The organism is Nocardioides sp. Root682 (genome assembly GCF_001427795.1).
Taxonomy (GTDB): Bacteria; Actinomycetota; Actinomycetes; order Propionibacteriales; family Nocardioidaceae; genus Nocardioides.
This window is the reverse complement of the sequence record NZ_LMHJ01000002.1, coordinates 342,281-365,532: the sequence shown is the minus strand read 5'-3', so window position 1 is coordinate 365,532 and position 23,252 is coordinate 342,281. Positions and strand designations below refer to the sequence as shown.

General features: G+C 69.6%; 11 protein-coding genes. 3 read left to right on the top strand and 8 right to left on the bottom strand.

Annotated elements, in window-relative coordinates; translation table 11 throughout:
• Nucleotides 1-53: 53 nt before the first annotated feature.
• From ASD84_RS13975 to ASD84_RS13955, 5 genes are all read right to left on the bottom strand, one after another.
• Nucleotides 54-7,400 carry an ExeM/NucH family extracellular endonuclease gene (locus tag ASD84_RS13975; protein ID WP_056711533.1) on the bottom strand — a complete coding sequence of 2,449 codons (7,347 nt, stop codon included), beginning with the start codon at nucleotides 7,398-7,400 and terminating at the stop codon, nucleotides 54-56.
• Between the two features lie 231 nt (nucleotides 7,401-7,631).
• A complete protein-coding gene (gene pgsA / locus ASD84_RS13970) occupies nucleotides 7,632-8,279 on the bottom strand; it encodes a CDP-diacylglycerol--glycerol-3-phosphate 3-phosphatidyltransferase (RefSeq protein WP_056711531.1) in 648 nt (215 codons plus the stop codon).
• The gene (gene rimO, locus ASD84_RS13965) at nucleotides 8,276-9,730 is read right to left on the bottom strand and encodes a 30S ribosomal protein S12 methylthiotransferase RimO (RefSeq protein WP_056711529.1); all 1,455 of its coding nucleotides are present in this window, start codon (nucleotides 9,728-9,730) and stop codon (nucleotides 8,276-8,278) included. The genes pgsA and rimO overlap by 4 nt, the downstream gene beginning before the upstream one ends.
• A 64-nt stretch (nucleotides 9,731-9,794) precedes the next feature.
• Entirely contained in the window at nucleotides 9,795-11,702 is a 1,908-nt protein-coding gene (locus tag ASD84_RS13960; RefSeq protein WP_056711526.1) for a helix-turn-helix domain-containing protein, read from the bottom strand.
• Nucleotides 11,699-14,323, bottom strand: a complete 2,625-nt coding sequence (locus tag ASD84_RS13955; protein WP_082573496.1) for a DNA translocase FtsK — start codon at nucleotides 14,321-14,323, stop codon at nucleotides 11,699-11,701. The genes ASD84_RS13960 and ASD84_RS13955 overlap by 4 nt, the downstream gene beginning before the upstream one ends.
• Nucleotides 14,324-14,421: 98 nt before the next feature.
• Between ASD84_RS13955 and ASD84_RS13950 the strand changes: the two genes are divergently transcribed.
• On the top strand, nucleotides 14,422-14,841 hold the full coding sequence (locus ASD84_RS13950) for a hypothetical protein (RefSeq protein ID WP_056711523.1): 420 nt from the start codon (nucleotides 14,422-14,424) through the stop codon (nucleotides 14,839-14,841).
• Nucleotides 14,838-15,245: a heavy metal-responsive transcriptional regulator gene (locus ASD84_RS13945; protein WP_056711520.1), complete on the top strand. Its 408-nt coding sequence runs from the start codon at nucleotides 14,838-14,840 to the stop codon at nucleotides 15,243-15,245. Before ASD84_RS13950 ends, ASD84_RS13945 begins: the two co-directional genes overlap by 4 nt.
• Before the next feature lie 2 nt (nucleotides 15,246-15,247).
• Here the strand turns inward: ASD84_RS13945 and ASD84_RS13940 are convergent, their stop codons facing one another.
• Genes ASD84_RS13940 through ASD84_RS13930 form a run of 3 tightly spaced genes read right to left on the bottom strand, consistent with a single transcriptional unit; the run spans nucleotide 15,248 to nucleotide 18,812 of the window.
• The gene (locus ASD84_RS13940) at nucleotides 15,248-16,933 is read right to left on the bottom strand and encodes a ribonuclease J (protein WP_056711517.1); all 1,686 of its coding nucleotides are present in this window, start codon (nucleotides 16,931-16,933) and stop codon (nucleotides 15,248-15,250) included.
• On the bottom strand, nucleotides 16,933-17,820 hold the full coding sequence (gene dapA / locus ASD84_RS13935; RefSeq protein WP_056711515.1) for a 4-hydroxy-tetrahydrodipicolinate synthase: 888 nt from the start codon (nucleotides 17,818-17,820) through the stop codon (nucleotides 16,933-16,935). The genes ASD84_RS13940 and dapA overlap by 1 nt, the downstream gene beginning before the upstream one ends.
• 47 nt (nucleotides 17,821-17,867) lie before the next feature.
• Nucleotides 17,868-18,812: an LLM class F420-dependent oxidoreductase gene (locus ASD84_RS13930; protein ID WP_056712228.1), complete on the bottom strand. Its 945-nt coding sequence runs from the start codon at nucleotides 18,810-18,812 to the stop codon at nucleotides 17,868-17,870.
• A gap of 149 nt (nucleotides 18,813-18,961) precedes the next feature.
• On the opposite strand from ASD84_RS13930, the gene ASD84_RS13925 reads away from it, so the two are divergent.
• Nucleotides 18,962-23,251: a carboxypeptidase-like regulatory domain-containing protein gene (locus ASD84_RS13925; RefSeq protein ID WP_056711513.1), complete on the top strand. Its 4,290-nt coding sequence runs from the start codon at nucleotides 18,962-18,964 to the stop codon at nucleotides 23,249-23,251.
• The last annotated feature ends 1 nt before the right edge of the window (nucleotide 23,252 follow it).

The window sequence follows — 23,252 nt, the reverse complement described above, 5'->3', positions numbered from 1 at the left end:
TGACATGACCCTCCGACGTCCCGGCCCGAGCTCCGGGACGTCGGCGCGTCCGGTCAGCGAACTGCGGTGAACGACGTGATCTCGCGCTGCTCGGCGAGCGACGCGTTGCCGAGGTAGCGCAGGTAGACCGTCTTCAGGCCGGCCGCCTTCATCACCCCGAGCGGGATCTCGACCCGACCGCCCGACAGCGTGCCGCTCCACGTCTTGGTGCCGATCCGCACCAGGACCGTTCCGGTCGCGGCGACGCCGTCGGCGTTCACGGGCCGCACGGCCACCGTGACCCGCGTCCGGTTGACCACGATCCGGGTGGCCGGGTCGATCCGGTTGACGAGCGTCACGTTGCCCTTGACGACCGCTGCCGTCTGGGCCGACACGGCCAGCGCATCGAGGTACCCGGTCGCCTTCGCGGTGACCCGCACCGAGATCCGCTTGCCGACCTGGGCCGCTTTGAGCACCAGCGTGGAACCGGTCGCTCCCGGGATCGGCGTGAGGTTCGCGAGCCACTGGTAGGAAACCGATGTGGGCGCAGGCGTCCAGGTGCCGGGCGTCGCGGTCAGCCGCTTGCCGACCCTGGCCGTGCCCGTCACCGTCGGCAACGAGTTGTTGACGACCGGGACCGGGTCGGGCTCGGCGACCGTGATCGGCACGATGGTCGACGTGCCGGTCGCGGCGCCCGTCAGCGTGAGGTCGACGTCCCCTGCCTCGAGGTCACCCGGGAGCGTGACGGAGACCGTCGCCGTGCCGTAGGGGTCGTACCGCTCGGTCCCGATGGTGTTGTCCAGCGGGAAGGTCCCCAAGGTGTCGTCACCCAGCTTGACCACGACGGCGGTGTCCTTGACGTCGTCGGGGTTGGACATCGTCCAGGAGCCGACGTCGAAGCCCACCTCGTCGCCCGGTGCGTACGACGCCGGGGCGTCGGCCGGGAACTCGACCTCGACCGCGCGCTGGCTGTAGTCGACCGCGAGCGGATCCGTGGCAGCGAACGCAGCCATGTAGTCGACCATCGCGGCGAGGTCGACCTTGCCCGTGTCGGCCCGGCCCGTGCCGTTCGCGAACTCGCGGAAGTTGTCACCACCGGAGCCCAGGAACGAGTTGACGGTCACGGAGTAGCTGGTGGCGGGATCGATGGGCACGCCGTCGAGCCACATCCCGGTCACCTCACCCTCGAAGGTCGCCGTGCCGCTGACGGTCACCGGCGTCTCCACGTAGGTGTACGTGAAGCCCTCAGAGGCACCCAGCCGGAGGAACGGGCGCGTGGGCACCGTTCCGCCTGTCGTCCGCTGCCACTGCTGCTCGAGGACGGTCTCGATCTGGGCACCAGTCAGGTCCATGTTGACCAGCGTGTTCGCGAAGGGCTGGACCACGGCGGCACCCTTGTAGGTGAGCTCCCGGACGTCGCCGTTGAGCTGACCGGCCATGTCCGACCGCAGTCCGCCCGGATTCATGAACGCGATCTGCGCGTCACCGGACTCCGGCTTCTCCGTCGCCCAGCGCTGCACCTCGGCCACCAGGTTGCTGAGCGTGGACTCACCACCGCGGTTCGGGTCGGTGCTGCCGGTGATGCGGGCCCGATTGAACGGCGCCTCGAGCTCACCGATCTTGACCCCGCCCTGGACCTCGGCGACAGCCTTGGCCTCGTTGACGATCGCCTCGACCGCCGGGTCCTTCGGCGAGCTGGCGGTGAGCGCCATGATCGACTGCGTCTTCGCCACGACCTCGCCCGTGCTGCCGTCGACCGAGAACACCAGCTTGTTGATGTTCTGGCCGTACTGGCCGGCCGAGACCACCGGGCGGTCCGTGACGGCCCGGCCCTCGGTCTGCCATTCGCTCACGGGGAACGAGCAGTTGTAGGCGAGGTGGGTGTGACCGGACACGATCGCGTCCACGTCGGCCGACACGTTCTGGGTGATGTTGCCCCAGACCGTGTTCTCGTCCGTGAACTGCGGCGAGCTGCAGGTCGTCGACGCGGATCCCTCGTGCACCAGCAGGACCACGAGGTCCGCACCGTCGGCCTTGAGCTGCTCCGCCGCCGTGTTGGTGGCGTCGACGATGTCGGAGACGGTGACGCCCTCGATGCCGTCGGGGCTGACCAGGGACGGCAGCTCCTCGGTGACGGCGCCGACGAAGCCGACCTTGATGTCGCCGAACTCCTTGGTCCAGGTCTCCGCCAGGTCGTCGCGGCCCTCCGGCTCCTGGACGTTCGCGGCGATGTACTCCCAGTCGGCCCGGCTCTGGACCCGACCCACCAGGTCTTCGTAGCCCTGGTCGAACTCGTGGTTGCCCGCGGCCGAGACGTCCAGGCCGGCCTCGTTCAGCACGTCGATCGTGGGCTCGTCGTCCTGGATGAACGACTCGAACGTCGAGGCGCCGATCAGGTCACCCGCGGCCACGAAGACCGTGTTCGGGTTCTCGCTGCGCAGCTGCTTGACGGTGCCCGAGAGCACCGACGCCGGGCAGAGCACCGTGGCACAGGTGGCACTCGCCGGAGACTCGTCCACGAGCAGGCGACCGTGGAAGTCGTTGGTCCCGACGATCTGGATGTCCTCCACGTCGTCCACCTCGATGAACACGGGGACCGAGGTCTTCGTGGTGGGACCGTGGACGGTCAGCTCCTGGACACCGTTGCCGATGCCCTGCGGCAGCGTGACCGACACCGATGCGGTGCCGTAGTTGTCGTACGGCTTGTCCCCGACGGTGTTGTTGACGGGGAACGAGCCGAGCACCTCGTCGCCGAGCTTCACCTGCAGGCTGGTGTCCTGGGTGTCGCCGGCCGCGGACATCGCCCACGAGCCCACGTCGAACGTGACCTGGTCGCCGGGCTGGTAGCTGGCCGGGGCTGCGTCGCCGCGGTCGATCTCGACCGCACGCTGGCTGTAGTCGACCGGAAGCGGGTTCGCGGCGTCGTACTGGTCCATGTACTCGACCATGGCCTCGAGGTCGACCTTGCCGGTGTCCACCTTGTCGGTGCCGTTGGCGAGCTCCCAGAAGTTGTCGCCGCCACCTCCGAGGAAGGAGTTCACGGTGACGGAGTAGACCTGCGCCGCGTCGACAGGCTCGCCGTTGAGCCACATGCCCGTGACCTCACCACGGAACGTGGACACCGGGGCGGAGTTCGGCACGCTGACCGTCTCGGGGGTCTCCACGTAGGTGTACGTGAAGCCCTCGGAGACGCCGAGGCGCAGGAACGGTCGCGACGGCACGCCGCCCTGGGCGGTGCGCTGCCACTGCTGCTCCAGCACGGTCTCGAGCTGGGCGCCGGTGAGCTTGAGGTTCACCAGGGTGTTGGCGAACGGCTGGACGTCGGCGGCCTGACGGAAGGTCAGGTCGCGCAGGTCACCGTTGATGGTGCCGGCCATGTCCGCGCGGAGGCCGCCCGGGTTCATGAAGGCGATGTCGGTCTCGATGCCGGCAGCGTCGGTCGCCCAGCGCTGGACCTCGGCCACCTGGTTGCTCAGGGTCGACTCGCCACCGCGGTTCTCCGTGGCGTTCCCCGACGGGTTGTACGACGCCCGCTTGAACGGGCCGTCCATCTGACCGAGCACGGCGTTGCCGGCGGTCTCGGCGAAGTCGACGGCGTCGTCGACGATCGCCTGCACGTCGGGGTCGGGTGCGTAGCCGACACCAGCGGTCGGGAGGACCTCCTGCGTCACGACCGCCAGGTCGCCGGACACCTCGTCGAACTTGAAGACGAGCTTGTTCAGGTTCGTGCCGTACTGGCCGGCGGAGACGACCGGGCGCTTGGTGACGTCACGGCCGTCGCTCACCCACTCGTCGACGGTGTACTTGCAGTTGTAGGCGAGGTGGGTGTGGCCCGAGATGATCGCGTCCACGTCGGCCGACGTGTTCTGGGTGATGTTGCCCCAGACCGTCGCGGGGTCGGTGAAGCTCGCCGAGCTGCACTCGGTCGTGGGCGCACCCTCGTGGACGAGCAGGACGACGAGGTCGGCACCGTCCGCCTTGAGCTGGGCAGCCGCGGCGTTGGTCGCGTCGACCACGTCGGTGACCGTGATCCCCTCGATCCCGGTCGGGTTGACCAGCGCCGGGAGGTCCTCGGTGACCGCGCCGACAAAGCCGATCTCGACACCGTCGATGGTCTTGGTCCAGGTCTCGGCGAGTCGGTCCTCCGCGGGGATCGCGGCGTCGTAGTCGACGTTGGCCGCGATGTACTCCCAGTCGGCAAGGTCGCGGATCCGGCCCTCGAAGTCGGCGTACCCACGGTCGAACTCGTGGTTGCCGGCGGCCGAGACCTCCAGCCCCATCGCGTTCAGGGCATCGATCGTCGGCTCGTCGTCCTGGATGAACGACTCGAAGGTCGAGGCGCCCACCAGGTCACCTGCGGCGACGAAGACCGTGTTCGGGTTCTCCGCGCGCAGCTCCTTGATCGCCGTGGCGTACGGCGCGGCACCCGCAGCGTTGCCTCCATCGGGCAGCAGACGACCGTGGAAGTCGTTGGTACCGAGGACCTGGATCTCCTTGTACGACGGCTCGGTGGCGTCGGGCAGGTCGAGCCCGACGACCTCCGGGTTGTGGTCCGAGGTGGCGAACGGCAGGTTCGGCTGCCAGAAGTCGGTGACGTTGTAGTTGTGGCGGCTGTACTGGAAGGAGATCGCCTCGTTGGCGTTGATCTCCCAGATGTCCGCGCCGGTGACCATGCCCGCAGCGGCCGGGTTGGCCAGCACGTGGTCGAGCGATCCGGAGAAGCCGGAGAACGAGTAGCTCTCGTCTGCTGGGTCGTCCGACTCGATCGGGAGGAAGCCACCCGTCTCGAGGACGTGGATCGGGTCTTCCATCGTGTACGAGTTGAAGTCACCCGCGAGGAAGACGGCCTCGATGCCGCGGTCCTCCGCGAAGTCGTTGGCGAACTGGATCAGGCGGGTCGCCTGGCGAGTGCGGTCGCCGTTGAACGCCCCGTAGTACGGGCTGTTCGTGTTGTCACCGGTGGCCGGCGGAGCCGGGCTGGCGTTGTCGCCCTTGGACTTGAAGTGGTTCACGATGACCGCGAACGCGTCCGAGTCGAGGCCACCGGCCTTCTTGAAGGCCTGCGCCAACGGCTCGCGGGCATTGGCGAACTCGGTGGTGCCGAAGAGGATGTCGGACTGGCCGACCGTGGCCACGGCCGACGACTTGTAGATGAACGCCGGACGGATCACGTCCTGCTCGGCGACCGCGGAGGCGGTCACGGCCTCACCGGGGCTCTTCACGAACTTCCAGCCGGCGGCCGGCTCGAGCGCGTCGATGAGCTCCACGATCCGCGCGAGCGCGTCGTCGCGGTTGGCCTCGCCCGGCAGCTTGATGGAGTTCTCGACCTCTTCGAGGCCGATCACGTCGGCGTCCATGGCGACGATCGCCTTGGCGAGCTTCGCCTCCTGGCGGGCCAGGCTGACTGCCGTCGCCGCTCCGCGCGGACCGTTGCCGGCCTTCACACCGTCGGCACCGATGGTCCCGCACTCGTTGTTGCCGATCCGGTTGCCCTGGCGGTCGGTGTAGTACGTGCAGTGGGTGTTCAGCGGCGGGTTCTGCAGCGGGCCGGCGGCGACGTACGCCTCGCCGGTGGTGTTGAAGTAGTTGAGGACGTTGAACGTCGCGATCTTGAAGTCGCTCCCGACGTCGGCGGGCGTCATGTTCTGGGCGCGGGTGTCCTCGAAGGTCGCCACCGCGGCGCCGTCGGTCGTGACCTGGCCCTGCGGCTGGAGCTTCCAGGCGCTGTTGCGGTAGTCGAGGACCACCGGGGCGTGGAAGGTGATGCCCGCGCCGACCCGCGGCGGGGACGGGCTGGCGCTCGCGCCCTGGGTCAGCCACGGGACGGGCAGCGCCTTGGTGGTGGCGTTGGAGAGGTAGTTGGTGGTCGAGCCGTCATCGAGCACGACCGCGCGCGAGGCGTTCTCGGCGTCGATCGCCGTGAGGCCGGCAGCGTCGTCGTCGTCCACGAACTCGGTGGGCTGCTTGAGCGGGATGTCGCCGTACGCGAGGCCGACCTCACCGAAGTTGTTCGTCGAGAAGGTGTTGGTGATCGTGAAGTCCCCGGTCGGGGCGAGGAGCTCGCCCTCGCGGACCTCGCGGTCCGCGACCGCGGTCGGGTAGGCGACCGCCCGTGGGGTGATCGTGCCGAGCGACGTCTCGAGCTCGGTGACTCCCCCGGCGCCCGGAACGACCTGGGTCAGGTCAAAGAACTCGGCGATCGGGCCCGTGACCCGCACGGAGTCGCCGACCTGGATGCCCGCGGGGATGTTGGCGTTGGTCGGACCGCCGTAGACGAAGATGCCGTCGGACGCGCCCTCGGTGTCGGCCCCCGGGGTCTCGATGTAGAGGCCGTTGAAACCCCCCACCGGGTAGGCCGCGGTCACGACGCCCTCGGTCGTCTTGATCTCCGTGCCGGAGTTGTTGCCGGTCGCGGGAGCGAACGGCGAGCGCGCGCCGGTGCCCTGCAGCTCGGCGATCGGAGTCAGCGTGAGCGGGGCGTTGACGGTGATCGTGAAGGTCGCCGTCGCCGTCTCCGCGGGCTCTGCGCTGTCGGAAGCGGTCACCGTGATCTCGACCGGGGACTCGGTCACCGTGGTCGGCGTGCCGGTGATCTGGTTGCCGGCCAGCGTCAGGCCATCAGGCAGGGTGCCGTCGGTGACGGCCCAGGTGTACGGCGACGTGCCGCCGCTCGCCTGCAGGGTGATCGGGGCGATGGGGGCGTTCTGGTTGAGGACCTTGTCACCCGGGTCGGTGGCTTCCAGCGGCTGCGCGACCACACCCATGGCCTCGGGGCTGGGCACCGCAGGGGCATTGAAGTCAGTCGAGTTGTTGTCGGCGTCGGTCGTGTTCTTGCGCTGCACGGACGTGGTGTTGGCCAGGGCCGTGCCCGTCGGCGCCGTCTCCGAGGACGTCGCCGTGCCGTAACCGACGAAGTCGATCACGTTGGCAGCGGTGTGCATCGACAGTCCGGTGGCGGTGACACCCGACGTGCCCTGGGCCAGGATCACCTGGCCGCTACCTGCGGCCATGTTGAGGACCGTGGTGGTCGCGGTGAAGTCCGGCGTGGGCAGTTCGGCGCCGCCGCAGACGGCACCGCTGCAGTTGACCCGCGGGCTCGTCTGGACGAGGTACTTGCTCCCAGCAGGCACGGACACGTTCGGCAGCACCAGCGGGTTCACCGCACCCGACGCGTAGGTCCCGCTCCGGTACTGCAGGCTCAGCCCATCGAGCGACACCGGGTTCGCGGTCGGGTTGAGAAGCTCGATGAAGTCGACCTTGTAGGCGGCCGACGTCGAGGTCGAGCCACCCCCGCCGTAGACCTCGTTGATGATCAAGCCCGTGCTGGCCGCCTGCACCGACGTGGGCACCAGGGCCGTGAGGCCCGAGATGGCCAGGGCCGTGCCGAGGGATCCGAAAAGAAACTGCTTCGCTGAGCGCATCGCACTACTTCCGAGGGTGGGGTCGTCAAAGCGGCTGGACCGCAACGCGTTGCCCGAGAAGCTGGCGGTACGGGAGCAAGAAGCCCCGACCATAAACCGCTGACCCCGTCACCTGACAAGGACCTGAGGAAAACTCACACAACGATTTGGTGAAGAATCGGTGCAAACCCTCAGGTGACACCGGAGGGATCCCCGGGTCAGTGCCCGCCGTACGGAGGACTTACGGGTGCGCTAGACAGCCTTGCGGATGTCGTGGCGCTGCTTCCAGACGTCACGGAAGAACTCGTAGCCCGACCAGAGCGTCAGCACGAACGCGGCGGCGAGGAAGACCAGCGCGACGGCGTACGTCACCTCACCCGGCACGTCGAGCCAGCCGTCGACCTCGAGCAGCGGCAGGCTCAGGAAGCCGAGGGCGAACGCCTGGGCGACGGTCTTCCACTTCCCGCTCTGCGCAGCCGCGATCACGACGGCCTTGAGCACCGACAGGCGCAGCAGCGTGACGGCCCATTCACGAACCAGGACGACGATGGCGATGGTCCACATCCACCACGTGTCCATGATGATCGCCAGACCGATGAAGGCCATGCCCGTGATCGCCTTGTCGGCGATCGGGTCGGCGATCTTGCCGAAGTCAGTGATCAGGTTGTGCTTGCGCGCCAGGTCACCGTCGACCTTGTCGGTCACCATGCCGACGAAGAAGATCCCGAAGGCGACCGTGCGCCACAGGACGGAGTCGCCGCCGTCGTACAGGAGGGCCCAACCGAAGAAGGGCACCAGGAAGATCCGCAGGGTGGTGAGCGCGTTGGGGACGTTCCAGTTGCTCGGCTTGACGTCCTGCGACGCCTCCGCAGAGCTGGCGCCCCTGTTGGTCTCGCTCATGCCACTCCTTCAACCGGCTCGGCAATCAGGTCGACGCCATCGCTTGCAACGACGATCGCCTGCACGAAGTCACCCACCCGGGCGCCCGGTACGCCGAGGACGCGGGTGGTGCCGTCGACCTCGGGGCCCTGCTGGGCGGCACGACCCTCGACGGTGCCGTCACCGGTGCCGTCAGGGTCGACCTCCTCGACGAGGACCTCGACGACGGTGCCGATCCGTTCTTCGGCGCGGTCGGTGGTGAGCTCGGTGACGAGGTCGGTGACGTGCTGCAGGCGGGCCCGGATCTCGTCCTCGTCCAGCTTGCCCTCGAAGGTCTCCGCCTCGGTGCCGTCCTCGTCGGAGTACCCGAAGACGCCCGTGACGTCCATCCGGGCAGCGACCAGGAAGTCGCACAACGTCTGCAGCTCCTCCTCGGTCTCGCCGGGGAAGCCGACGATCACGTTGGAGCGCACACCAGCGTCCGGCGAGAATCCGCGCACCTGGTCCAGCAGGCCGAGGAAGCTGTCCGGGTCGCCGAAGCGGCGCATCCGGCGCAGCACCGAGGCACTGGCGTGCTGGAAGGAGAGGTCGAAGTACGGCGCCACGCCCGGCGTGGTCGCGATCGCCTTCACCAGGCCCGGCCGGGTCTCGGCAGGCTGCAGGTAGGACACCCGGACCCGCTGGATCCCGTCGATCGCGGCGAGCTCGGGAAGCATCGTCTCGAGCAGGGTCAGGTCGCCCAGGTCCTTGCCGTACGACGTGGAGTTCTCCGAGACGAGGAAGACCTCCTTGACGCCCTGCTCGGCGAGCCACCTGGCTTCCTGCAGCACGTCGGAGGGCCGGCGGCTCACGAAGGAACCACGGAACATCGGGATGGCACAGAACGTGCAGCGCCGGTCGCAGCCGCTGGCCAGCTTCAGCGGCGCCATCGGGCCGCCGTCGAGCCGCTTGCGCAGCGCAGACCGGCCCGGGATGGCGACCTCCTGGCCGGCGTCCGCGGGACGCTCGACGACCGCCTGGCGCTCGGCCGGGCTGATCGGGAGCAGCAGGCGTCGGTCACGCGGCGTGTGCGGGTGCTGCTTGTCGCCGGCGAGGATCGAACGCAGTCGGCCGCCGATGTCCTCGTAGTCGTCGAAGCCGAGCACCGCGTCGGCCTCGGGCAACGAGTCGGCGAGCTCCTCGCCGTACCGCTCGGCCAGGCAGCCCACCGCGACGACCGCCTTGACCCGACCACCGTTGTCGGCCGAGGCCTTGAGGTCCGAGGCAGCGAGCAGGGTGTCGATCGAGTCCTTCTTGGCCGCGTCGACGAAGCCGCAGGTGTTCACGACGACGGTGTCCGCGTCCTCCGGGTCGTCGACGAGGACGAAGCCGTCGGCCGCCAGGCGGCCGGCGAGCTCCTCGGAGTCGACGTCATTGCGGGCGCACCCGAGGGTGAGCAGGGCAACCGAGACGGGGGCGGGAGTGCTGGTCATGTCCGCACGAGCCTACCGGCGGAGCGCCCCCGGCCGGGATTCGTCGTGGGCCGGGGGTCGCGCCTCAGCGGGAGACCAGGGTCTTGGCGACGTCGACGCCGGTCTCGCCGAGCGCCTTCGCCCTGCCCTTGCCCAGCGCATAGGTGACCGAGCCGTCGGAGCTGGTGATCCGGATGGGCGGCACGACCCTGAGCTCGGTCGTCTGACCGAACGCAAGGTCACCGCTGAACACGATCTCACCGGCGCCGTCACGCACGTTGAGGGTCGCGCCGCCGCCGGCTGCTGTCAGGGTGAGCTTGACCGGGTCGCCCTTGGCGGCTGCGGTGTCGGAGATGCCGCCGCTCTGGTTGAGCACCGGGGTGTCGCCGACCGGGGCCGGGCCGTCCATGACGAGACGGGCGATCGACCAGATCAGGATCGCGCCCATCACGGCCGCGATCAGCACCGACCAGTTGCGCCCACCACGGGTGCTGCGGATCGCACCACCGGCACCGGTCGCGAGCTCCGACTCGAAGACCCGGCGCGGGTCGACGGGTGCGTGGGCGTAGGTCTCGTCGTACGACGCCACCAGGGGCGTCGCGTCGATGCCGAGGATGCGCGCGAGCGTGCGCAGGTGCCCACGGGCGTAGAAGTCGCCACCACACGGGCTGAAGTCGTCGACCTCCATCGCCTCGATGACGTGGGGACGGATCCGGGTGCGGTCCGACAGCTGGTCGATGGTCAGGCGGAGACGGTCGCGCGCCGCAGCGAGCTCCGGGCCGATGATCGGCTGGGCCGAGGGCCGCACCGCGAGGTCGTCCAGGACGACCGTCATCGTGTCGCCCGGTGCCGCGTACGACGCCGCGGAGTCCTCGAGCGGGATCCTGGCGCTGACGGGGCGGTCGACCTCGACCCGGGCGGAGAGCACGGTCGGTCGTCCCGGTGCCGGCGGTTCGCCACCCTCGTCGCGTGCGTCGTGGGCCTCACCATTGCGCAGGTCCTCGCGCGGGTCGCGGCGCAGGTCGTCGGCCGGCAGCACCATCTCGTCGGTGTTCTCGACGTCCGTCGGGTCCTCCTCGAGCACGATCTCGTCAGTGTTCTCGACATCGGTGTCCTCGACATCGGCGTCCTCGGACTGGTCCGGGACCGAGGAACGGCGGATCTGGGCCAGCCGCGTGCGCAGCCGGCTGACGTCGGACTCGGCCGGGTGGACCTCGGCCACGCCGAGCGTGTCATCGTCCTCGTGGACGGCCAGGTCCTCGGCCAGGTCCTCGTCCAGGTCCTCGTCCAGGTCCTCGTCACCTGCGACGGGCGCCTCGTCCCTGTCCTCGGCGCCGGTGAGTCCGGCAGCGACGCGAGCGGCGATCCCGTGGCGTTCTGCAGCTGAGACGACCTGCTCGTCATCGCGGTACAGGTCGCTGAGGTTGGGGATGACGTCGCGGCGGGTCTGGGGCTGGTCGTCCAGTCCGGGCACGACCTCCACCACGTCGGCCCGGCCGTCGGCCAGCTCAGCCAGGACGTCGCTGAGCGAGGCGAGCGGTGCACCGGCAATGCGCGTCGCGAGCGTCAGCGGGACGACGAGCTGGCGGTCGTCGTACCCGTCGACGAGGAGGTGGCCGTCGCGAAGGCCATGGCGGGGCAGGTGCTCGAGGCAGTCGATCTCGGACCAGGCGATCCCACGCCAGCGGGCTCCTTCGCGCACCCGCACACCCCGCGGGTCGGCGACGAGCAGGGGCGCACGGCTGTCCGCGAGGGCGCCGAGGTGGACGATCGTGACGAGCGACAGGACACCGAAGAGCAGCCAGTCCAGACCGGTGCCGTCGGTGAAGGCACGGACCGCGAAGGCTGCGGTCAGGAGGGCGGCGAGACCGCCGACGAGCGCAGAGAGGGTGACATTGCGGCGGACCTCGACCTGCTGCTCGGTGTCGACGTCGGGCGACACCGGGCGGTCGTTGTCGTCGGTTCGGTCAAGGTTGTCGGTCATCTGGTTCATGCCTCCCCCTGGATGGTCATGATCACTGCGTCGATCTCGTCGGGCTTGACCAGGACGTCGCGTGCCTTGGAGCCCTCGCTGGGTCCCACGACGCCCCGGCTCTCGAGGATGTCCATCAACCGGCCGGCCTTGGCGAACCCCACGCGGAGCTTGCGCTGCAGCATCGAGGTCGAGCCGAACTGCGTGGACACCACGAGCTCGATCGCCTGGATGACCAGGTCCATGTCGTCGCCGATGTCGTCGTCGAGGACCTTGCTGGCGGCAGCGGGCGCCGTGACGTCTTCGCGGTAGTTGGGTTCGAGCTGGCCCTTGCAGTGCTTGACGACCTGCGCGATCTCCTTCTCGGTGACCCAGGCGCCCTGGACACGGATCGGCTTCGAGGCGCCCATCGGCAGGAAGAGGCCGTCACCCTGGCCGACCAGCTTCTCGGCACCGGGGGTGTCGAGGATGACGCGCGAGTCGGCGAGGCTGGAGGTCGCGAAGGCCAGTCGGGACGGGACGTTCGCCTTGATCAGACCGGTGACGACGTCGACCGAGGGCCGCTGCGTCGCGAGCACCAGGTGGATACCGGCGGCCCGGGCCAGCTGGGTGATCCGCACGATCGAGCTCTCCACGTCGCGCGGGGCGACCATCATGAGGTCGGCGAGCTCGTCGACGATGACCAGCAGGTACGGGTACGGCGTGAGGGTGCGCTCGCTGCCCGGCGGGACCTCGATCTTGCCCTCACGAACGGCCTTGTTGAAGTCGTTGATGTGGCGGAAGCCGAAGTTCGCCAGGTCGTCGTACCGCATGTCCATCTCACGGCAGACCCACTCAAGGGCTTCGGCAGCCTTCTTCGGGTTCGTGATGATCGGGGTGATCAGGTGCGGAACACCTTCGTAGGCGTTCAGCTCGACCCGCTTGGGGTCGACCATGATCATCCGCACCTCGTCGGGTGTGGAGCGCATCAGCACCGAGGTGATCATCGAGTTGATGAAGCTCGACTTTCCGGAGCCGGTGGCGCCAGCGACCAGGAGGTGCGGCATCTTCGCGAGGTTGGCGACGACGAACCCACCCTCGACGTCCTTGCCGAGGCCGGCGATCAGCGGGTGGTGGTCGTTGCGGGCCGTGTTGGACCGGAGCACGTCACCGAGGGAGACGATCTCCTTGTCGGTGTTGGGGATCTCGACGCCGACCGCGGACTTGCCGGGGATCGGGCTGAGGATCCGCACGTCCTCGGACCCGACGACGTAGGAGATGTTGCGCTGGACGCCGAGGATCTTCTCGACCTTGACGCCCGTGCCGAGCTCGATCTCGTAACGCGTGACCGTCGGGCCACGGGTGTAACCGGTGACCTGGGCGTCGACGCTGAACTCGTCGAGCACCGTCTGGAGCCGGTTCACCACGTCGTCGCTGGCCTTGGAACGGGCCCGGTGCGGGTCGCCGGGCTTGAGGGCCGCGGCGTCCGGCAGCGTGTAGACGATGTCGCCGGACAGCGCCAGTTGCTCGACGCGCTGCGGCAGGTCGGCGTGCGGCGGGGGCTCGACGTCGCCGGTCTCGTCGGTGTCCGCAGCCGCGCGGGAGCGGCCGAGACGACGTGCGATGAGGGCGTTGGAACCGGCCTCCGGGTCGATCGGCGCGTCGTCGCCGAGCGGTACGTCGATCGGCTCCATGAGGGCCATCGACTCCTCGACGGTGAGCTCGTCGGCCGACTTCTTGCCGCGGCGCTTCTTCTTGCCGTCCTCCGCGATTAGGGGCGTGTCGTACGCGGGGTCGCCCATCCGCTCGAAGGTGTCGTCGAGCCGGAGCGGCTGCGTCGCGTCCGCGTCGTCGTAGTCGTGGTGGCGGCCGAACAACATGTCGCCGAGGTCGCGCAGGCGGTCCGGCACGCGGTAGAGCGGGGTCGCGGTGATGACCAGGACGCCGAAGCAGGCCAGCAGGGCCAGCAGGGGCACGACGAGCGCCGGGGAACGCAGCAGGTCGAGCAGGAGCGCCGAGACGACGTACCCGATGGCGCCGCCGCCCTCGCGGAGGGCCGAGGTGTCGCCCTGCACCGGCTCGGGGCTGCCGTTGGCGATGTGCACGATCCCGAGCAGGCCGAAGGCGAACGCCGCCCAGCCGATGATCTGGCGTCCGGCCGGGCCGTTGCCGACGGGGTCACGCATGACGCGCCAGCCGCCGAGGAGGACGAGCAGCGGGACGAACCAGCCGATCTTGCCGACCGTGCCGGAGACCGCGGCGCGGGTGAAGTCCATGACCCCACCGGGGACCTCGAACCACACGGCGGAGGCGATGATCATCGCCAGGCCGCACAGCAACAGACCGAAGCCGTCACGGCGCTGCTCGGGCTCGATCTCGCGGGCGCTGTGGCCGATGCCGCGGGCGACCGCCCCGATGGCGTGCGCGAACGCCAGCCAGAGGGCCGCAATGCCGCGTCCGAGCGCGACGAAGGCGCGGGCCACCGGACCGGGGCCGTTGCGGACGGCGCGAGGAGCCGGCCGCCGGGCCGCGGTCTTCTTGGCCGGTGACTTCTTGCTGGTCGTACTACGTGATCGCGAGCTGGTTGTCTTCTTCACGCCCGAGCGGGAAGAAGGGGTGTTCCGGCTGCGCGACGCCGTCGGGGAAGACGTACGGGTCGCCATGCTCACAACCTACCCACAAGTCACACCAGCCACAGGGATCACAAGCGGGTGTGTCGGGCTTGACCTTGCACCATGGTGCAGGGTCGACCGTTGCCCCCATGTCCCCCCTTCTCCCGCGCATCGTGCGCGCATCAGCCGTCTACGACCTCGTGGTGACGACCGGCTTCGCACTCCCCTGGCTCGCCGCAGCAACCTTCGGGACGCTGGCTGACGGCCACCGGAAGCTCGGCCTGACCGGGTCCCTCCCGGACGCCGACGACCCCTTCACTGTGCTGTTCGCCGGACTGATGGGCGGCCTCGTCATGGTCTGGTCGGTGGTCCGGGTGATCCAGCCCAGCCTCCTGCTCGGCGCGGCCGACACCGTGGCGCGTGGACTGTTCTGTCTGGGCATGGTGGTCGCGCTGACCGAGGGGGCCAGCACGGTGATCGTCGGCTTACTCGTCCCCGAGGCCACGTGGGGCGTCGTGCAGGGCACTGCCGTCCTGGTGGCCCTCCGTCGCCGTACCCTCACGACGTGAACATCTCCGAACTGGCCGCCCGAGCCGGGGTGAAGGTCTCCACCGTGCGGTTCTACGAGCGACGTGGACTGCTGCCGATGCCGTCACGCACTTCTGGCGGCTACCGCGAGTTCCCCGACGACGAGGTCGCGCGGGTCAGGTTCCTGCGCCGCGGCCAACAGCTCGGCTTCAGCCTTGCGGAGCTCGGCGAGCTCACCGCACTGTCCGGGCAGCAGGTCCTGCTCACCGGCGACGTCGCCCGGGCAGGGCAGGCCAAGCTCGCCGAGATCGACGAACGGATCGCCGACCTGGCTCGGGTGCGCTCTGCCCTGGCCGGGCTGCTCGAGCAGCAGTGCATCGACCCCGACGCCGCCTGCCCGCTGGTGGGCGCGCTCGGGGGCGAGCCGGTAGCCCAGCCCGCCTGAAGCTATGCCTCGACGACGACCGGGATGATCATGGGCCGGCGCTTGTGCGTGCCGCTGACCCAGCGACCGATGGTGCGGCGGATGATCTGCTGCAGCTGGTAGGTGTCGGTGCTGCCCTCGCTGAGCGCACGGTTGACCGCGTCCACGATCGGCTGCTTGATGCTCTCGAAGTCCGAGTCCTCCCAGGCATGGCCGCGGGCATGGATCTCGGGTCCGGCAGACACCTTGCCGCTGACCGAGTCGACGACCACGATCACCGACACGAAGCCCTCCTCGCCGAGGATCCGGCGGTCCTTGAGCTCGGACTCGGTGACGTCGCCGACGGACTGGCCGTCGACGAAGACGTAGCCGCACTCGACCTTGCCGACGACCGACGCGACCCCGTCGACGAGGTCGACGACGACGCCGTCCTCGGCGTACACGACGTTCTCGACGCCGGTCTGCTTCGCCAGCTCGCCATTGGCGAGCATGTGCCGGGCCTCGCCGTGCACAGGAAGCACGTTGCGCGGCTTGACGATGTTGTAGCAGTACAGGAGCTCGCCGGCGCTGGCGTGACCGCTGACGTGCACGAGTGCGTTGCCCTTGTGGACGACGCGGGCGCCGAGGCGGGTCAGCCCGTTGATCACGCGGTAGATCGCGTTCTCGTTGCCGGGAATCATGCTCGAGGCGAGGATGACGGTGTCACCCTCCTCGAGGTGGACGAAGTGGTGGTTGCGCTGCGCGATCCGGGCCAGGGCGCTGAGCGGTTCGCCCTGCGACCCGGTGGAGATCAGCACCTGCTTCTCCGGGGCCAGATCGGCGAGCTGCTTGGCCTCGACCATCACGCCCGGCGGGACCTTGAGGTAGCCGAGATCCCGGGCGATGGCCATGTTGCGGACCATCGAACGTCCGACATAGGCGACCTTGCGGTCGTGCAGCACGGCAGCGTCGAGGATCTGCTGGACGCGATGCACGTGGGAGGCGAAGCAGGCCACGATGATCCGCTGCTTCGACTCCTGGAACGCCTGGTTGAGGACCGGCGTGATCTTCTTCTCGGGCGTGGTGAAGCCGGGGACCTCGGCGTTGGTGGAGTCGGTGAGGAACAGGTCCACGCCCTCCTCCCCCAGGCGCGCGAACGCGCGGAGGTCGGTGATCCGGCCGTCCAGCGGGAGCTGGTCCATCTTGAAGTCACCGGTGTGCAGGACCAGCCCGGCGCCCGTGCGGATCGCCACGGCGAGCGCGTCGGGGATCGAGTGGTTGACGGCGACGAACTCCAGGTCGAAGGGACCGAAGGAGATCTTGTCGCCCTCCTTGACCGTGTAGAACGGCGTCTGGCGCAGCCGGTGCTCACGGAGCTTCGAGTTGAGCAGCGCCAGGGTGAGCTCGGAGCCGACGAGCGGGATGTCCTGACGCTCGCGCAGCAGGTACGGCGCCGCGCCGATGTGGTCCTCGTGGCCGTGGGTCAGCACCAGTGCCTCGACGGCGTCGAGCCGGTCCCGGATCGCGGTGAAGTCGGGCAGGATCAGGTCGACCCCCGGGTGGTGCTCGTCGGGGAAGAGCACGCCACAGTCGACGATGAGCAGCCGGCCGTCGTACTCGAAGACGGTCATGTTGCGGCCGATCTCGCCGAGGCCGCCGAGCGGGATGACGCGCAGCCCGCCCTTCGGGAGCTCCGGCGGGGCGGTGAGCTCGGGGTGCGGGTGCGACATCAGAGCAGGCCCGCCGCGACGAGGCCGGACCGGAGGTCCGCGACTTCGTCGTCGTCGAGCGCCAGCAGCGGCGGTCGGACGATCCGGTTGTCGAGCACGCCCTTGAGCTCCAGCGCCGCCTTGGCCGTCGTCGCGCCGTAGTTGGCGACGCCCATGATCGCCTCGTAGGCGGGGATCAGGCCCGTGTGGATCCGCAACGCCTCGGCATGGTCGCCGGCGAGGAACGCGTCGATCATCGCCTTGAGCTGGACGCCCGCGACGTGGCCGACCACGGAGACGAGCCCGGTGGCGCCGTAGGCGAGGTAGCCGAGGGTGTTGACGTCGTCACCGGAGTAGACGGTGTAGCCGAGGTCGACCAGCTGCGCGGTGCGAGCCAGGTCGCCGGTGGCTTCCTTGACGGTCGTGACCGTCTCCCACTGGCGGGCGGCGGCATAGGTCTCGAGCGAGATCTTGGTGCCGGTGCGGCCGGGGACGTCGTACAACATGACGGGGACGTTGGTGGCCTCGACGACCTGGCGGAAGTGGTTGAGCACGCCCGGCTGGCTCGGCTTGTTGTAGTACGGCGTCACGAGCAGCAGGCCGTCGGCGCCGACCTTCTCGGCCTGGCGGGCCAGTTCGACGGAGTGGCGGGTGTCGTTCGTGCCGACGCCGGCGACGATCTTCGCGCGGTCACCGACGGCGTCCTTGACGGCCGCGAGGGTCTCGCCGTCCTCGGCGCCGGTCGTGGTCGGCGACTCGCCGGTGGTGCCCGAGACGACGATGCCGTCGTTGCCGTTGTCGACGAGGTGCTTGGCGACCTTCTGCACCGCATCCAGGTCGACGGAGCCGTCCGCGTGGAACGGCGTGACCATGGCGGTCAGCACGGTGCCGAAGGGTGCAGAAGTCATGGCGTCCAGCCTATCGTCAAGCAGCGCGATGGCCTCGCCGCCGCCCCTCACACGTGAGGCATGACCTCCGCAGCCACGAGGCGCAGGTGATCGAGATCGCTCAGGTCGAGCACCTGGAGGTACATCCGCTGGGCACCCAGGGCCGCGAACCGGTGGATCTTCTCCACGACCTCCTCCGGCGTCCCGGCCAGCCCGTTGGTGCGCAGCTCCTCGACGTCGCGGCCGATGAACTCCGCCCGACGGGCGATCTCGGCCTCGTCCTTCCCGACGCACAGGACCAGGGCGTTCGACCAGATCAGGCTCGCCGGGTCGCGGTCGATGGCCTCGGCCGCCTGCCGCACCCGGCCGAACTGGAGGGCCGTGAACTCCTCGTCGACGAACGGCAGGTTGAACTCGTCGGCGTACGCCGCGGCGAGGGCTGGGGTCTTCTTCGCACCCTTGCCGCCGATCAGCACCGGTGGACCGCCACGGTGACCGCTCGTCTGGTTCGGCTTGGGCAGCGCCGGGCTGTCGGTGAGCTCGTAGTGCTTGCCGGCGAACTCGTAGCGCTCCCCCACCGGTGTCGCCCACATGCCGGTGATGAGCTCGAGCTGTTCGGCGTAGCGCTCGAACCGTTCGGCGGTGTCGGGGAACGGGATGCCGTACGCCGTGTGCTCCTGGGTGAACCAGCCGGCTCCGATGCCGAGCTCGACCCGGCCCCCGCTCATCTGGTCGACCTGCGCCACCTGGACCGCGAGCACGCCCGGGTGCCGGAAGGTCGCGCTGGTCATCAAGGTCCCGAGCCGGATGGTGCTGGTCTCCCGGGCAAGACCGGCCAGGGTCGTCCACGCGTCGGTGGAGCCGGGCAGCCCGTCGCCACTCATGTGGAGGTAGTGGTCGCTGCGGAAGAACGCACCGAAGCCGAGCCGCTCGGCCTCGAGGGCCACCGCGAGCAGGTCGTCGTACGTTGCACCCTGCTGGGGTTCGGTGAAGACGCGGAGTTCGACAGTCATGGTCGCCAGCCTGCCAGCCGGCCGGTCGCCGAAGGCCGGCTTGCCTTGCACGACCCACGAGATTGTCAGAACTTGCCCGAACTCCGCCGCCCCGACCTAGGCTCTCCCCGAGCAGGCATGGGGGAAGCGTGGCAAACAAAACTCGGTGGATGGCCGTTGCGGCCCTCGCCCTCCTCCTCGTGCTCCCGTTGACGCCGACCCACGCCCAGGCGGCCGCGGCCGATCGCACGATCTCGATCCAGGTGCCGTCGGCCACGACGACCGGTGCGGCCATCGCTGTCCGCGGCAGGGTGACGCGCAGCCCCAAGGGCAGTCCCGTCGTGCTCCGCAGGAAATCGGGAACACGGTGGGTGAAGGTCGCCTCCACCCGCACGACCAATCGCTACGGGAGCTTCGAGCTCCGGATCAGGGCTCCCGGCACGGGTGGCACCTACAGGTACCGCGCGAGCGCCCCGCGCACGGCAAGTGCGCCTGCGGTGGTGTCCGTGGCACGGTCGGTGGTGGTGCGCGTCCAGGTCAGGGCCTCGCTCGCCGCGTCGAACCTGACCCCCGTCGCGGGCAGCGCGATCACCTTGTCGGGCCTCGTCTCTCCGTGGCTCGCCGCCACCCCGGTCGTGCTCCAGAAACGTGTCGGCACGTCGACCACCTGGGCCACCGTGCGAAGCATCTGGCCGGACTCGACCGGCCGGTTCCGGCTCAGCGACACCCCGCTTGCCGGCGTCGTGTCCCGCTATCGGGTCAGCGTGAGCGCGCGCACCTACCGGACCTCCGCAGTGTCCTCGGCCGTGACGGTCACACCCGTGGCGAGCGGTCCGGCGGTCGTGACGAGCCTCAAGGCGGCGTCCACCAGCAAGCAGGTCAAGCTCAGCTGGACGAACCCGGCCGGTACGACGGGCGTCACGGTCAGGCGCGCCGTCGGCAGCACTCCGCCTGCGACGGCAGGCGCGGGAGCGGCCGTGCCGACCACTGGTGTCGTCAGCGCTGCCACCGACTCCGCGGTCGAGGAGGACCAGTCCTACGCCTACTCGGTCTTCGCCACGACCTCCTCGGGGACCTCTCCCCCGGTCTCGACCGCCCGGCCCGGCCCTGCACCGGCCACCGCCGGCTGGCACACGGCGGTGCCGGGCAAGATCACCTTCCACTGGACGAATCCCGCGGGCGTCGACCACGTCGCCGTCGACGTCCGCTACGACAGCGGTGTGTGGCTGGGAGGCCCCGGCCTTCCGCCGTCCGTACAGCACGTGGGAGCGGTCGACACCTACACCGTGAGCGGCCTGCCGTCGCAACAGTGGGTCTACCTGTGGATCTACACGCTCGACGCGGCCGGGAACTTCCAGGGCTCGTACCGGATCGGTGCACAGTCTCCGCAGGGCACGGACACCCCGTCGGGCCCGGTCACCGACCCCACCGCCGACGCCCTGCCCCGTGCCGTCACCCTCCGGTGGACCAACCCGGAGTCGGCCCCCTGGTCGGACGTGGCGATCAGTCGCATCGAGGGTGCGGTCGCTCCTGCGTCGCCGACGTCCGGGTGGGTCGTCGGTCGCACCCGGTCCACCGAGACGACGACCGACGAGATGGTGGCGCCCGGGCACACCTACACCTACGGGCTCTGGGCCGTCGACTCCAGCGGCAACTACTCGACACGCGCATCCGTGACCGTGACCACTCCTCAGGGGGCACCCCCCGGGCCGGTGACCGGCCTGACCGCGACGGCGCTGGCTCCCACCGTCGGCGAGGGCACGACGGGCTACGACCCGCAGCGGGTCCGGCTCCGCTGGACGAACCCATCCGGTGCTGACGCCATCGTCGTGGCACGGGCTGAGGGACCGACAGCTCCGGCATCGCCCCTCGACGGCGGCGGTTGGAACCTCCCGCTGCCGGTGGACACCCTGCTCGACAACGAGCTCGAGGCGGACACCGAGTACTCGTATGCCGTCTGGGCAGTGGGCCAGGACGGGACCTACTCGACCCTCGCGACGGTCACGGTGCGCAGCGACCCGAACGCCGCGCGCCCGGTCAGCGGGCGGGTGGTCGACTCCCGCTCAGGCGCTGCCGTCGGGTCCGTGCCGCTGACCTTCCGGTCGAACACGGACGCCTACCCCACAGGATTCGCGACCTTCACGACGACCAGCGAGTCCGACGGCAGCTACGACCTCGACCTGCCCGTGGGCGGGTACACCGCGTGCGTCGACGGGACCTCGGTCACCGGCGGGAGTCCGCAGGGATACGTCGACTCCTGCTCCGAACTGACGGTCGCCTCGGTCGCCGCGACGTCGCAGGACCTGCCGATCAACCAGGCGGTGTCCCTCCGCGGTGTCGTCAGGGAGGCGAGCACCGGCCGGCCCATCGCAGGAGCAACCGTCATCGCGTCCAGGCCCTATCCGTACCTGTACGACCAGGTGGTGACGACGACGGCCGACGACGGCAGCTATCTCGTGACCGGGGTGTCCTCGGTCGCGAGCACGATCACGTGGGTGAGGGTCGACGCGACGACAGCGACCAACGGAACGGCCCAGGGGTACGAGCCCGAGGAGCCCGTGGTCAAGGTGACGACCTCGTTGCCGGGCGAGACTGTCCAACAGGACCTCACCATCACGCCGCTGCGGGTCGTCACGATCAGCGGCCGGGCAACGAGCGCCACGGGGGGAACAGCCGTCCCCGGTGTCGGCGTCCACATCGTCGGCGCACGTGGAGCCGGCGTTGCCACGCCACTGGCCCATACCGGAGCGGACGGCAGGTACTCGGTCACGACTGCGCTCGGGTCCGACGACTCGGTCTCTGTGTGCTTCGACGCCGAACGGCACCTGACCCCGGGTGCCGCCACCGGCTACGGCAACCAGTGCTTCGGCGGGGCCGACTTCGAGCCGGGAGTCCCGGCGGACCCGTCGGACAGGTCCGTCTTCGGTACGGCGACGCCCGTCTCCGTCACCTCTCAGGTGGATGTCGCGCTGGTCCGGACCGCGACGGTGAGCGGCAAGGTCACGGCGCCCGGCGACGTGCCCCTTGCCGGTGTCCCGGTCTCCCTCCGCAAGCACAGCGGAGAAGTACGACGGACGGTGACGACCGACGCGACCGGTCGGTTCACCGTCAGCGTCGGCGCACCGTCGACCGGGCCGGGCCTTCCGATCACGGTGTGCGCGGACACGTCTTTGGCCACCGGCGGGAGCTCGTCGGGCGGATACGCCTCACCGTCCTGCCTGGAGCGCACGATCTACGCGGCCCCACCCACGACTGGCGTCGACTTCGTGGCGCAACCGGCTGCCACGCTGACCGGCAAGGTCGAGGACAGCGTCTCCGGCGCTCCCGTGGCCGAGATGACGGTCGAGCTCCATCAGCAGTACGTCGGCAACGTCGTCCGGTCCGCGACCACGGACGCCACAGGCTCCTACGCGCTGACGCAGATCCGTCCCGAAGCCGGCAAGACCTACCTGCTGTGCGCCAGCGGCGTCGGCCGGGCGACGGCGTGTGTCCCCGTGACGGAGCTCGGTGTTCCGCAGCTGTCCGTCGGTAGCACCTTCCACGCCGAAGTCGTCTCCGTCGACCGTCACGGCAGCATTTCCGGCGTCCTGACCGGGGCCGACACCGGCGAGCCGATCCCCGATGTCCTCGTCACCCTGGGCGGCGGGTCCAGCACAACGACCGATGCCGAGGGCCGGTACTCCTTCACGCGGCTGCCACCCGGCCAGTACGGGTTGATCGCTGACCGGAACACCTCCGGACCTCGCGGCTACCGCACCACGATGTCCGGAGGTTTCTCCATCGCGGTGACCCCGGGACAGGACACCACCGCCGACCTCGCCATGCAGCCCGCGGCGGCGGTCCGGGTCAAGGTGGTCACCCCCGACGGACGGCCGGCCCCCGGGGTGAGTCTCGCTGTCAGGGATGAGCTGGGCTATCTCGACGTGCAGACCGACGCGCAGGGCTTCGGCACCGTGAAGGGCCTCGCCCCGACCGACTATCCGGTGCACGAGGCCGTCTGCGCGGCCCGGGGTCAGGTCGGCCCCGGGACCCGCGCGGGTTACACGCCGGGATGCGGCTGGATGCCCACCCTCACCAACGGCCGGACCGCGACCACCACGATCGTCGTCGGGTTCGAGGGCGTCTTCGGCGCCTGGGTCCGGGACGCCGTGACGGGCAAGCCCATCGACGGTGCGCGAGTGGAGCTCTCAGTCCCCAACGGGGACTACTACGCCACCCACATCTGGGACACCGACAGCCACGGCTTCTCGTACCCGTACCACGCGGTCAACGCACCCAACAGCGGGATCGCCTTGAATCCGTCGCAACCGCGGTTCCAGAGTGCGCGGATCTGCGTGAGTGCTCACGGGTACGCACCGACGTGCTTCCGGGGCGGCGCACCGGATGGACAATCCGGCCCGCTGCTGAGAGCGCGCCCGGGCATGCGGACGATCGCGACCTTCGCCCTGACGCCAAACTAGG